Annotated in this window: 9 protein-coding genes; 5 read left to right on the top strand and 4 right to left on the bottom strand. The window is 44.9% G+C overall.

Annotated elements, in window-relative coordinates; all coding sequences use genetic code 11:
• The first annotated feature begins 191 nt into the window (after nt 1-191).
• The 4 genes from DFR44_RS01760 (at nt 192) to DFR44_RS01745 (ending at nt 6806) form a co-directional block, all read left to right on the top strand.
• A complete protein-coding gene (locus DFR44_RS01760) occupies nt 192-1184 on the top strand; it encodes a serine hydrolase (RefSeq protein WP_133618990.1) in 993 nt (330 codons plus the stop codon).
• 81 nt (nt 1185-1265) lie between these two features.
• Complete coding sequence (hrpA, locus tag DFR44_RS01755) at nt 1266-5162, top strand: ATP-dependent RNA helicase HrpA (protein WP_133618989.1); 3897 nt, start codon at nt 1266-1268, stop codon at nt 5160-5162.
• Between the two features lie 15 nt (nt 5163-5177).
• Nucleotides 5178-6008: an EI24 domain-containing protein gene (locus tag DFR44_RS01750; RefSeq protein ID WP_133618988.1), complete on the top strand. Its 831-nt coding sequence runs from the start codon at nt 5178-5180 to the stop codon at nt 6006-6008.
• A 9-nt stretch (nt 6009-6017) separates the two neighbouring features.
• Complete coding sequence (locus DFR44_RS01745; protein ID WP_133618987.1) at nt 6018-6806, top strand: competence/damage-inducible protein A; 789 nt, start codon at nt 6018-6020, stop codon at nt 6804-6806.
• A gap of 58 nt (nt 6807-6864) precedes the next feature.
• On the opposite strand, the gene DFR44_RS01740 is transcribed toward DFR44_RS01745, so the two are convergent.
• Both DFR44_RS01740 and DFR44_RS01735 read right to left on the bottom strand, forming a co-directional pair.
• Complete coding sequence (locus tag DFR44_RS01740) at nt 6865-8028, bottom strand: low temperature requirement protein A (RefSeq protein WP_133618986.1); 1164 nt, start codon at nt 8026-8028, stop codon at nt 6865-6867.
• A 196-nt stretch (nt 8029-8224) separates the two neighbouring features.
• Nucleotides 8225-9097, bottom strand: a complete 873-nt coding sequence (locus DFR44_RS01735; protein WP_133618985.1) for an NmrA family NAD(P)-binding protein — start codon at nt 9095-9097, stop codon at nt 8225-8227.
• Between the two features lie 168 nt (nt 9098-9265).
• Here DFR44_RS01735 and DFR44_RS01730 point away from each other — a divergent pair, with 168 nt between their 5' ends.
• Nucleotides 9266-10183: a LysR family transcriptional regulator gene (locus tag DFR44_RS01730; RefSeq protein WP_162845116.1), complete on the top strand. Its 918-nt coding sequence runs from the start codon at nt 9266-9268 to the stop codon at nt 10181-10183.
• Between the two features lie 205 nt (nt 10184-10388).
• On the opposite strand, the gene DFR44_RS01725 is transcribed toward DFR44_RS01730, so the two are convergent.
• Both DFR44_RS01725 and dnaK read right to left on the bottom strand, forming a co-directional pair.
• Complete coding sequence (locus DFR44_RS01725) at nt 10389-10787, bottom strand: hypothetical protein (RefSeq protein ID WP_133618983.1); 399 nt, start codon at nt 10785-10787, stop codon at nt 10389-10391.
• A gap of 169 nt (nt 10788-10956) precedes the next feature.
• Nucleotides 10957-12882: a molecular chaperone DnaK gene (dnaK, locus tag DFR44_RS01720; protein ID WP_133618982.1), complete on the bottom strand. Its 1926-nt coding sequence runs from the start codon at nt 12880-12882 to the stop codon at nt 10957-10959.
• Between the last annotated feature and the right edge of the window lie 7 nt (nt 12883-12889).

Genomic DNA, 12889 nt, shown 5'->3' with positions numbered 1-12889 from the left:
TTTGAGAAACTCTGCCCATTTAACAACAAATTAAGTTTTTGCTTTATAAAAAAGAGAAAACTATTTGATTTTTAATGGTTTTATCCGTAAAATTCTTTTCAAAAGCAGTTGACGAAGGAAAATTAGGACATATTTTTAAAATTCGTTTTCCGTAAAGTCATACGTAAATACACAAAAAAAGCGAGGTTGTGATGAAACATATACTTAAATTTGCCGTGGCATCGGCTCTGACACTCTCTGCCTCTCTATCGACATTTGCTCAGGCCGCAGAAGATGTGGTTGGGGCAATGATTGCTCAAGCTACGACTAAGGCCGTCACAGCCCAGCCCGCTCGCCCTTACGCAACTCATAACGTGTCGTATGGCCGACAATATGGTTTGGAGCAATCCTATGATCCTCTCGATTTACGAGCCAGTGTGGCTTTGGTGGTGGATCAGAACAGTTGGAGTACGTTGTACGAAAAAAACTCTCGTACAAAATTACCCATTGCATCTATCACCAAGTTGATGACGGCGATGGTCTCTTTGGATGCGCGTTTGGATATGGATGAGCCAATCACCATCACCGAAGAAGATGCCAATCATTATCGTAATTCGCGCTTGTCTGTTGGCACGACATTGCCTCGTCGTGATGTGATGTTGTTGGCGCTGATGTCATCTGAAAACCGTGCCGCTTATGCCTTGGGTCGCACTTATCCTGGCGGTTTATTTGCTTTTATTCAGGCCATGAATGCAAAAGCCAGTATGCTCGGAATGAGTGGGGCCAACTTTGTTGATCCAAGTGGTTTGTCGCCCTCAAATCAAGCATCTGCGATGGATTTAGCGAAGATGGTTAATGCTGCATCGCAATACAAAATGATTCGACAATTGTCGACAACCGATAGTGCTATGGTTTACACCCCATCGGGTCGTCAGTTGGTGTATCACAACAGTAATCGTTTGATATCGCGGGGCATGGGTTGGAATATCGGCATGCAAAAAACAGGGACTTTGAGTGCCGCGGGTAAATGTGTCGTCATTCAGGCTTTCATTAACGGCTCGCCGAAAATTATTGTTTTGCTCGATTCTCGTACGGCAGATTCTCGTGTGACAGATGCAGTTCGTATTAAGGATTGGCTTGAAAGTGGTAATGCGCCGACCGTGTCAAAGTTGGACGTGCTTGGTGGTCGTTCACCATCACTCTAGAAATAGCACCTTTATATAATCATAAAAGCCTTCGTTTGACGAAGGCTTTTACTATTTGATGTTTATTATTTGATCATTAAAATGAAATCTTCACCCGCTAAAATTAAGTTTTCTGCTACGCCTGCTCAAATAGAGCGTTTACAACAGTCTATTCAATTTCCCGAACAGCTGCCAGTAAGTGCAGAGCGAGAGGCCATTTGCAAGCTCATTCAGAGCAATCAAGTGGTCATCATTTGCGGTGAGACAGGCTCAGGTAAAACCACTCAACTGCCTAAAATGTGTTTGTCGCTTGGACGTGGTGTTGGGGTGGGGGGGCTGGGTTTGATTGGGCATACCCAACCGCGTCGCTTGGCGGCAACCAGTACCGCCAAGCGCATTGCGCAGGAGTTGGATTCACCATTGGGTGAGGTCGTGGGTTATAAAATTAGATTTCAAGACCGCTTGCATGAGGGCGCGTCGATTAAGTTGATGACAGATGGTATTTTGCTGGCTGAAACGCAACGCGACCCCTTACTGAAACAATATGACACGCTCATTATTGATGAGGCGCATGAACGAAGTTTAAATATTGATTTTTTACTCGGGTATTTGAAAGAAATTTTACCTAAGCGCAAAGACCTTAAAATAATTATCACATCCGCAACGATAGATGCGGATAGGTTTGCAGCGCATTTTGCTACAGAAAAAGGGCCCGCTCCGATTATGAATGTCAGCGGTCGGACGTATCCAGTGGAGATTCGTTATCGGCCGATTCAAGCCAATGAGCATGATAAAGAGCGTGATTTGTATGATGGCATTGTTGATGCTGTCGACGAATTGGCGCGCGAGGGTACGGGTGATATTTTGGTCTTTTTGCCTGGCGAGCGAGAGATTCGAGAGGCCGCCGAGAGTTTGCGCAAGCATCATCCGCCTCATGTTGATATTTTGCCCTTGTTTGCTCGTTTGACGGCGCAGGAGCAAGAGCGTATTTTTAAGCCATCGAATGCGCGCCGAATTGTTTTGGCAACAAATGTTGCTGAAACCTCATTGACCGTGCCAGGTATTCGTTATGTGATAGACAGTGGTTTGGCGCGAGTTAAGCGATATTCGTATCGTCAAAAGGTTGAGCAATTGCAGATTGAAGCCATTGCCAAAGCGGCTGCAAATCAACGGGCTGGTCGTTGTGGGCGTGTGGCGGCGGGCGTGTGCATTCGTCTATATGACGAAGCGGATTTTGTTGCACGAGCCGATTTTACTGACCCAGAAATTTTGCGCTCATCGTTGGCGACGGTTATTTTACGGATGAAGGCTTTGGGCTTAAAACGCATTGAAGAGTTTCCTTTTGTGCAAGCGCCTCTTAATCGCGCCATTGTGGATGGCTATCATTTGTTGCAAGAGTTGGGTGCGTTGACGGATGATTACCAACTCACACAGATAGGGCGTGAGCTGGCGAAGTTGCCAATTGACCCGCGTGTGGCGCGCATGATTTTGGCCGCACGAGATGAGGGGGCTTTGCGAGAGGTGCTTATTATTGCGAGTGCGTTGTCGGTACAAGACGTAAGAGACCGTCCAACGGAGTTGCGTGCGCAGGCCGATTCAGCGCATGCCAAATTTAATGACCCTGCATCGGAATTTTTGAGTTATTTAAAAATATGGCAGTGGTTTGATGAGGCGGTTAAGCACAAAAAATCCAATAAGTTATTGCAAGAAAATTGTCGTGCACATTTTTTATCGCAGCTGCGTTTGCGTGAGTGGCGAGATGTGCACACTCAATTATCGAGTATGGTCAAAGAACTTGGATGGCGCATCAATGAGTCTGAGCCGACATTTGAACAATTGCATTGCGCGTTGTTGGCGGGATTGTTGGGCAATATTGGTTTTAAGTCCGAATTGCAAAACGAGGCGGTTAAACATTCCGCAGGAGCGCCAGCCAAGGTTGGGCAACGTGGTCAATATTATCAAGGTGCACGAGGGATTCAGTTTTATTTATGGCCGGGTTCGAGTCTAAAGAAAAAGTCGAGCCAGTGGGTCATGGCCGCAGAGTTGGTAGAAACCAGCCGTTTATTTGCTCGAACCTTAGCTAAAATCGAACCCAAATGGTTGGAGCGTGTTGGTTCACACTTATTGAAAAAAACCTACTCTGAGCCACGTTGGCGCAAAAAATCAGGGCAAGTTCAAGCGGATGAGCGTGCGACTTTATATGGTTTGGTGGTTTATAACCATAGACCTGTCAGCTACGCTCGTATTAATCCAGAAGAGGCGCGTGCCGTTTTTATTCGTGATGGCTTAGCTCAGCATGAATTTGAAGGGCGTTTTCCCTTTTTGACGCACAACAAGCAATTGATTGCGCATATTGAAAATATTGAGCACAAATCTCGTCGGCAAGATGTTTTGGTCGATGATGAGTTAATCGTGGCTTTTTATGATAGCGTCATCCCAAAGGACATCTGCGACATCCGTGCTTTACAAAAATGGCATGATGAAGCGATTAAAACCCAGCCTAAAATTTTGTATTTGTCGAAAGATGACTTGATGCGGCATGAGGCATCGGGTGTGACCACGGATGTGTTTCCAAAACATATGCAAGTCGGCGGTCTGTCATGCGGTTTAACCTACCATTTTGAACCCAATAGCCCACGCGATGGGGTGACCTTGACTGTACCGATTGCGGTTTTGAATCAAGTGTCAGCGGTTGAGTGTGAGTGGTTGGTGTTGGGAATGTTGAAAAATAAAGTGTTGGCTTTACTTAAATCTTTACCCCAAAAAATTCGTCGTCATTGTGTTCCGTTACCTGACTATGCGCAGCAGTTTATTGAATGGTCGGTGGCTGAAGCGTGCATGGGTAAGCAAGCTTTATTGGATGCGTTGATTGCGCATGTGCGTTTAAAAACGGGGCAACAGCTCAAAAGCACCGATTTCAAATTGGAGCTGTTGCCTGCACATGCGTTTATGAACTTTAAGTTAATTGATGAGTATGGGCGGCAGCTTGAAATGTCGAGAAACTTAAGTTTATTGCGAACTCATTTTGGGGGGCAGGCACGCGAGTCTTTTCAAGAGGTTGTGCAAGCACAATCTACGGCTGACGATGCTTCACAGTCTAAACAAGCTAAATCAACAGTGTCCGCTGGTGAGGCTGGTCGAGCCATTACAACATGGGATTTTGGCGAGTTGCCCGAACTGATGGAGTTACAGAAAGGGCAAGCCAAAATATTTGGTTATCCTGCGTTGCTTGATTGTGAGACGCATTGTGAATTAAGCGTGTGGGATGAAGAGAAAATTGCCCAAGACGTGCATTTGCTTGGATTGTTGCGCTTGGCGCGTTTGCATTTCAAAGACAGTTTGAAACACTTGGATAAAAATATACCCGATGCCGCCAACATGGGTATGTTGTATGCAGCCTTGACGGGTGATTCTTTAGAGGCGTTAAAAAGTGACATTGTCGCCTTGGCACTTCAACGTGCGTGTGGCTTGGATGACGTGACGCAGTGGCCTCGTAATGCGGAAACATTTGAAAAAATGTTATCGCAAGCCAAATCCCGTTTGGGGCTCATTGTGCAAGAAGTGTCGAAGCTGGTGCTCAATATTTTGAGCGAATGGCAAGTGGCACAGAAAAAGTGGGTGTCAGCAAAGGCGCACATCAATGCGTACAATGACATTAAAGGGCAAATTGAACGTTTAATACCCAAACACTTTGTTTTAAATACAGCTTATGTGCAGCTGGTGCATTATCCCCGTTATTTCAAAGCGATTGCTTTACGAATAGATAAGCTAAAAAATGATAACGCAAGAGATGCGCAATTGATGCGAGATATGCTACCTTTAACGCAAAATTGGCAGCGTGCTGTTAATGAGCGGGGGGGGCAGTTGGATGACGGATTGCTACAGTTTAGATGGTTGCTGGAGGAGTTGCGAGTGGGCTTGTTTGCACAAGAGTGCCGCACCCCTATGCCCGTGTCGGTCAAACGTTTGCATAAAGTTTGGGATAGTTTGCAAAGATAAAAAACGGAGGTGTCAATGAAAGACGTGATTCAAGCAATGAGCCGAGCGACCATGATGATGCTCACTCCGCGAATATGGGGGCTGGTCTGGCGTCCCGCATTGTTTTCATTGTTGGGTTGGTTCGTCATCGGCGGCGTGCTCTGGTGGGGTTTCGGTGACGATATTTTTGTCTGGTTGACGGCTCTGAAAAATCGGTGGGCGTTGAGTGATGCTTGGATGGCACAGGCAATGAATTGGGCGATGCAGGGCGGTTTTTGGTTGGCCGTCGGCTTGTTGTGGATTCTTTTGGTGGTTTTGTCGTCCATGCTGATGATTAGCGTTTTTGGGATGACTCACATCAACCGCGCGGTTGCGGATAAGTTTTTTCCAACATTGCAAAGTAAAGGTGGCTTGAGCACATGGCTAAGTTTGCGTAACACCATGAGGTGGACGTTTTGGTTTGCTTTTTTTTGGATTATCAGCACTCCAGCGTATTTGTTTGCAGGCTTGGGTGCTGTCATTCAAACGGGAGTCATGGCGCGTTATAATCAAAAAGTATTTGCTTTTGATGCACTTGCGGACTATGCCGACACAAATGAATATGCGGCTATCGCGAACGAAAGAAATGTGCATCTGTTCATCTTAGGGGTGCTGATAACCCTGATGGGCGCATTGCCTACGTTTATTTGGATGGGCTCGATTATTGGCGTCATCTTATTGCCGTTTGCCGCGATTTTTTCGGTGTTGACGTTCACGGCACTCTTTACATTTTGTGGTTTGACGTATAGTTGCTATTGCTTACAGGCGCTATCTGATTATCGCATGCGGCAAAGAGAACATTTATTGCAAACAGTCTTGCAAGATTGATGAGGACATATGCGTTTTGGTTTAATGATTATTGGTGACGAAATATTAAATGGCTCGCGTACCGACGCGCATTTTCAAGCGATTCGCGCCATGCTTGATGCGCGTGGTTTACGTTTAGCATGGGTCGAATATGTGGCTGATGAACCTACTGAAATCGTTGCGCGGTTACAGCGTAGTTTTGCGCAAGATGTCCCCGTTTTTGTTACAGGAGGCATTGGCGCAACACCTGATGACCACACCCGACAAGCCGCGGCCAGTGCGCTGGGAGTGCCTCTGCTTGAGCATCCTGTGGCCGCAAAATTCATTGAAGAACTGTCTGTAAAACGTGGTGATGATTTAAATGGAGCGATTCATTTGCAACGGCTTCAAATGGCGCATTTTCCGCAAGGTGCTGAAATTATTCCCAATCCATTTAACAATGTCGCTGGCTTCTCAATTCAGCGTCACTACTTTGTCCCTGGATTCCCAGTGATGGCGCACCCTATGCTCGAATGGGTTTTGGAGACATACTACAAGCATGAGTTTTTTAAACAACGCCATGCGCACTTGTCCGCTCATTTGTACGGCTTGCAAGAGTCACAAATTGCGCCTTTCATGATAGCGATTGAACGTGATTTTGCAGGCGTGAAAACCTATAGCTTGCCTAAAATTGTACAAGCGCAAGAAGGCGAGGCATCCGCAAGACGCTATCATATTGAATTGGGCGTGAAAGCGACGGGTGACGCATGTGTTTTGTTGGAAGAGGCTTGGCAAGTACTCAAGCAAAAAGTCCTCGAGATTGGCGGGGAAATTGTTTAACCATCATGTGGTTTAAGCCCCCGCATTCCTTAAAATAATAATTCGGTGAAACACTATCTTAAAAAGATAGTGTTCGATAGTGCCATAATTTGAATGCATTTGAAGCCGATATAATTAAGCCAATCAGAAGTACGGCAGATTGACTCCAGATGCAAAGAGCAATCAGTACAGTACTTATGCACAGTACGGCGGCAGACATTGGGTAAGCGCGTAAACGACCATGAACCAGTGCCAAGGTGAGAAAATAACAAATAACTGGAATGGCAATAACGGCGTTGGTCAAAGTCAGAGAAGCCATAGATTGACCACTCATAAAGTCGACCGAGGAGGCCAAGCCTGCACCAACTGCCGCAGCAGACACAAAAATAAAATAATGCCCATAGCCCCAAAAAATGCCTTGCCAATGGCTATTGGTAATATTGTGCTCAGTTTGCTGAAAGTAACTCCACCACATATTGAACACAAGCAGTAAGCCGCCAATAATAATTCCAACTAAAGAACCATCAACATAGCCTGCATCAATCGAGGATTGCACAGCGGTAGAGGCTGACAGAATAGTCTCGCCCAGTACGATAATGGTAAATAGACTGTAACGTTCAATGATGTGTTTAGGATGCCACGGTGTACCGCCATTCACTTTCTCAGCTAAAAAAGGCACACTCAGTTCAATTAAAATGCCAAACCCAATCAAATAAGGCTTTAACGACATGGGCGCAAGCATGATGAGCCACCAGTAAATTTGGGCAAGAAATAATCCGACTATATAGCGCGTAATTACTTGTCGGCGCGGAGGGTCGCCGAGCCAAGCGCGAACCCACTGCGTAATTTGAGCGACGCGCATGATGGTATAGCCTGTAATAGCAAACCAACTGGTGCCTTTTGAAAAGGTATCGGATACACCCGCAGCGACGACCAGCGCGCCTGTTAGTTGCACTAAAACCAATATGCGGTAAGGGACATCATCGATATCGTAAGCCGAGGCGAACCATGAAAAATTCATCCATGCCCACCAAATACCGAAAAAGACCCAAAGAAAAGGGAATATCGCTGAAGATAAATGGTTTTCAGCAATACTATGGTGCAAATTGGCGCTTGCCCCCGCTACGGCCACCACAAAAACCAAATCAAATAGCAGCTCAAGAGGCGTCGATGCGCGATGAACCTCTTCTTTAGAGCGAGGCAGCATGGGCTTAAATAGTGAATTTTTTTTAGTTGTGTTCATATAATCATTTAAATTTTTTTAGCAATAAGGTCATCATCAGATAAAAGAGGGAAGGGGCCTATCATCAACATCCTTGCAAACCCAGCGCGCATTCTACCAACATAATGTGAAATTGTATTGCGGCTGTACTGGCTGTGGTCTAGGGAGTGGGGCGAATTAAAATCCCCAGTTTGAATCAACTGGGGATATCGGTTGTTTAGGATTCAGCAAGCATGTGTTTAATCGCCGTTTCTAAATCAACATTTGTGCGGCGTTGTGCGCCTTCACCTGCAAACTGTATGAAATCAGTGTTAAACCCATGCATCATTTCTTGGAAGCCTTGCGCTGATTTGCTGGGCAAACCTTTGCCCTCAAAGAGACTGGCAATGCTGTCTGTAGGGACTTCAACCGCTTGAATATCTTGGCCGAGTAATTTTGATAAACAGGAAGCGACATCTTCCGCAGAGCATTCTACGGCATCCGATAACTCAACCATTTTAACTTCCATATTGCGCTCGATTAATAATTCCGCTGCGACACGGCCTATATCTAAACTTGAAGCCATAGGCCAACGTTTATTTAAAGGTAAGAAAAATGAAGGTAAAACGCCTTTTGTCTTCGCAATAAGAATACTATCAGACCAGTTATCTAAAAAATTAGGTGCGCGTAAAATGGTGATATTTAGACCCGATGCTTTAATTTGTTGCTCAAAATCAAATGTCGTTTTGATATTGCCCGTTCCATCAGGGTGTTGAGCACCCACAGACGACAATGCCACCGTATAAGACACACCTGCATCTTCTATTGCCTTGAGAAGTGAGAAATGTACCTGCTTAGCTCTAGCGAACATATCACTTGATAAGTATGCGGGCGGATTGATTAAATAAGCCCCGTCTACATCGCTGAATGCTCGCGTTAAAGCGGCAATATCGTCCACTTCCGCTAAAAAGGCTTCATAACCTAAAGCCCGCATTTTTTCTGCTTGCACCTCACCACGGACGATTGCGCGCACGTCATGCCCAGCTTGTTTTAATGTTTGAGCAACGACTGAGCCTGTTTGTCCTGTTGCTCCAATGACTGCATATTTCATTTCTTTATCCTTTTACTTGGGTTTTTAATAAAAACAATGTGTTTCAACAATGAGTTTGCTATGTTGCGTTTTATCAGCTCGATAGTCGAGTTAGCTGTTGACTGGATAATAGCTTGGCATTATATTCAGTCTCAGAATTATATAAAGTCATTAAAATGGATGTTAAGCATGCAAAAATCGAATGAAGAAAGTTTAAACCTTAATCTGAACACGTTGCCTTTTCTGGATGCGTTATTAAAAACATCCAGCATCACGCGTGCAGGAGAGTTGCTCGGGCTCAGTCAACCCGCAGCAAGCCGCACTATGAGTCGTTTGCGGGTTCAGTTAAACGACCCGCTGTTGGTGCGAACACGCAAGGGTTACACGCTTACAAATCGGGCTAGAACTCTGGAAACAAAAGTGCGCTCTCTTATGCAACAGGCGCAAGAAATATTTGTCATTGACCAGTTTGACCCAGCACTCGATAAACGCAATGTGCGTTTTGCATCAACAGATTATGGTATTTCGATTGTTTTAAAGCCGTTATTACCTAAGCTATACGAAGCCTCGCCACACCTGTCAATCGAAGTTGCTGCTTGGCAATCAAATACCTTGCACAAACTTGAACATGGCGAATTGGACTTTGCTATTTACACAGGGGACTTACCCGCCGACTTTCATCAACGTCGCTTGTTTACTGAATCTTACAGCCTAGTAATGAGCGAAAGCCATCCGCTGGTGCAAAAAAACAGCATGGATGAGATGTTGAAAAACTGTGCCAACTACCCAAGAGTTATTGTTAGTTACCCTGCGGGTAATCATGAAGCTCAAGATGATGTTCTGTCTCGCTTGGGATGCTCATCTCCGCCAATTAAAATAGTGTTACCTTACTTTCATAGCGTGTCTGCACTGTTAGAAAACAATCAAATGATTTGTGTCTTGCCAACACGCCTAGCCATACAGGCTCAAAAAGAGTTTGGATTGAAAAGTTATCCGTTAGAGGTTCAGGCGGAGATGTTTGATTATTATTTAATATGGCATCACCGTTCACACTTTGATGCAATGCACTGTTGGATGCGTCAATTCATCAGTGAGCAGGTGGAGTGATACCTTGTTAGGCCGTTAATATCCGACTCAAAAGGTAAATAAAATTCAATATTTATTTGTTGTATTTATCATACAAATAAAAAAGCATCCGATGTTAATCAGATGCTTTTTTGTATTAAACGCTTTAATAACGAACAATAACAATCCGCTGGATGCAAAGCTCTTATGATTTTTAATCTCAAATCAAAAGCGCATTTAAATGCGGTTATTTGTTTGCTCGAGCCATGCTAATGTCGGTTAAAACGCTGTAATTGCCTTTGTCATCAATGCGAACCAAGAGTGTTTTCCACATAGATTCATTTTTTGGAATGAGTGTGGTCAAGCCTAATAACGCATGTGCTTGTGTTTCTGCATCACACACGTTGAATGGAACTGTTTTATCTATTGGTGTACCCGCTATATGTGCCAAAGCATTGACCGTAATCTGTTGTGGATTGCTGCGGTCAACCCAAGAAACCAAAGCATCCCATTTAGCAGGGGCATTGGCTTTCATGCAAAGAATTGATTGTTCAAGTGAAAGTTTTTCGGTTGGTGTTTGTTGAGCATGTAATGTTGGACTCAATAAAGCAAGGCTCAAAGAGATAGTTGAGAGTAATTTTTTCATGCTGGCTCCGTGACTTAACAATTGATAATGCAACTACAACCAAGGTCGATGAGAATAATGGTCTATAGTTAATTGTTGATTATAAATCAAAAAACGCCACCGATGGGTGGCGTTTTGTCCCTTATGTTTATACGGGCGCTTTCAGTTTTTAAAAATATATAAATATTTATTATTTATCATCTTTTTTAACCTCTGTGAACTCGGCATCAACAATATCATCGTCGACTTTAGAGCCTGCTGTTGAGCCGCCTTGTTCGCTTTGCGCTTGAGCTTGCATGTCAGCATACATTGCTTCGCCAAGTTTTTGAGCGACTTTACTGAGGTTCTCGGTTTTTGCTTCGATGTCCTCTTTAGAACCAGATTGAACCGCCTCCTCTAGTTCTTTTATGGCCGCTTCGATGGCAGTTTTTTCATCCGCTGAGACTTTGTCGCCGTATTCTTCCAAAGATTTTTTGGTTGAGTGAACCAGAGCATCTGCACCATTACGTGCATCCGCCATTTCACGGGCTTTTTTGTCTTCCTCAGCATTTACTTCAGCATCTTTAACCATTTGCGCGATTTCGTCTTCTGATAAGCCCGAATTGGCTTTGATGGTGATTTTGTTTTCTTTGCCCGTACCTTTGTCTTTGGCATGAACATGCAAAATACCATTGGCATCGATGTCAAAAGTGACTTCGATTTGAGGTACACCGCGTGGCGCGGCTGGAATGCCTTCTAAGTTGAACTCGCCGAGTAACTTATTACCAGCCGCCATTTCACGTTCACCTTGGTAAACGCGAACAGTCACTGCAGGTTGATTGTCTTCCGCGGTTGAGTAGACTTGCGCAAACTTGGTTGGAATGGTGGTATTTTTCTTAATCATCTTGGTCATTACGCCGCCCATCGTCTCGATACCGAGTGACAATGGTGTAACGTCGAGTAACAAGACATCCGTGCGACCACCGCCCAATACTTGACCTTGAATAGCAGCGCCAACCGCTACTGCTTCATCTGGGTTAATGTCTTTACGGGCTTCTTTGCCGAAAAATTCTTTTACCTTTTCTTGCACTTTAGGCATGCGTGATTGACCGCCGACCAAAATAATGTCGTCGATGTCTGATACTTTCAATCCTGCGTCAGTCAAGGCTGTGCGGCAAGGGGCAATGGTGCGTTCAACTAAATCTTCTACCAATGCTTCAAGCTTGGTGCGCGTCATTTTAATGGCCATGTGTTTAGGGCCACTCGCATCGGCGGTGATGTAAGGTAAGTTGATTTCAGTTTGTGCGCTTGAGCTCAATTCGATTTTTGCTTTTTCAGCCGCTTCTTTCAAACGTTGCAAGGCCAATACGTCTTTTGACAAATCCACGCCTTGTTCTTTTTTGAACTCATCAACGAGGTAGTCAATGACACGTTGGTCAAAGTCTTCACCGCCGAGGAAGGTGTCGCCGTTGGTGGCCAATACTTCAAATTGTTTTTCGCCATCGACGTCAGCAATTTCAATGATTGAAACGTCAAACGTACCACCACCCAAGTCATATACCGCGACTTTGCGGTCGCCTTTATCGGTTTTGTCCAAACCAAATGCCAATGCAGCGGCGGTTGGTTCATTGATAATACGTTTGACTTCCAAACCTGCAATGCGGCCTGCATCTTTAGTGGCTTGGCGTTGCGCATCATTGAAGTATGCGGGAACGGTAATGACCGCTTCGGTCACTGTTTCGCCTAAGTAGTCTTCTGCTGTTTTTTTCATTTTGCGCAAAACTTCTGCAGAAATTTGCGGTGGCGCCAGTTGTTCGTCACGAACGGTCACCCAAGCATCGCCGTTGTCTGCTTTTGAAATTTTGAAAGGCATCATGTCGATGTCTTTTTGTACTTCTTTGTCCTCAAAACGACGACCAATTAAACGCTTGATGGCGTACAGCGTGTTTTTGGGATTGGTGACCGCTTGGCGTTTAGCGGGTACGCCCACTAAAACCTCACCGTTGTCCATGTAGGCAATAATTGAAGGTGTTGTGCGTGCACCTTCAGCGTTTTCGATGACTTTAGGCGTATTGCCTTCCATAACCGACACGCAAGAGTTTGTCGTTCCCAAGTCGATGCCAATAATACGTCCCATATATCTC

It is taken from the genome of Hydromonas duriensis (assembly GCF_004363775.1).
Taxonomy (GTDB): domain Bacteria; phylum Pseudomonadota; class Gammaproteobacteria; order Burkholderiales; family Burkholderiaceae; genus Hydromonas; species Hydromonas duriensis.
Note: the sequence above shows the minus strand (reverse complement) of the source record. Positions and strands in the feature narration are given on the sequence as shown.

Coding starts and splice junctions, on each gene's coding strand:
- DFR44_RS01760 (WP_133618990.1), top strand. CDS start 192: ATGAAACATATACTTAAATTTGCCGTGGCATCGGCTCTGACACTCTCT.
- hrpA (WP_133618989.1), top strand. CDS start 1,266: ATGAAATCTTCACCCGCTAAAATTAAGTTTTCTGCTACGCCTGCTCAA.
- DFR44_RS01750 (WP_133618988.1), top strand. CDS start 5,178: ATGAAAGACGTGATTCAAGCAATGAGCCGAGCGACCATGATGATGCTC.
- DFR44_RS01745 (WP_133618987.1), top strand. CDS start 6,018: ATGCGTTTTGGTTTAATGATTATTGGTGACGAAATATTAAATGGCTCG.
- DFR44_RS01740 (WP_133618986.1), bottom strand. CDS start 8,028: ATGAACACAACTAAAAAAAATTCACTATTTAAGCCCATGCTGCCTCGC.
- DFR44_RS01735 (WP_133618985.1), bottom strand. CDS start 9,097: ATGAAATATGCAGTCATTGGAGCAACAGGACAAACAGGCTCAGTCGTT.
- DFR44_RS01730 (WP_162845116.1), top strand. CDS start 9,266: ATGCAAAAATCGAATGAAGAAAGTTTAAACCTTAATCTGAACACGTTG.
- DFR44_RS01725 (WP_133618983.1), bottom strand. CDS start 10,787: ATGAAAAAATTACTCTCAACTATCTCTTTGAGCCTTGCTTTATTGAGT.
- dnaK (WP_133618982.1), bottom strand. CDS start 12,882: ATGGGACGTATTATTGGCATCGACTTGGGAACGACAAACTCTTGCGTG.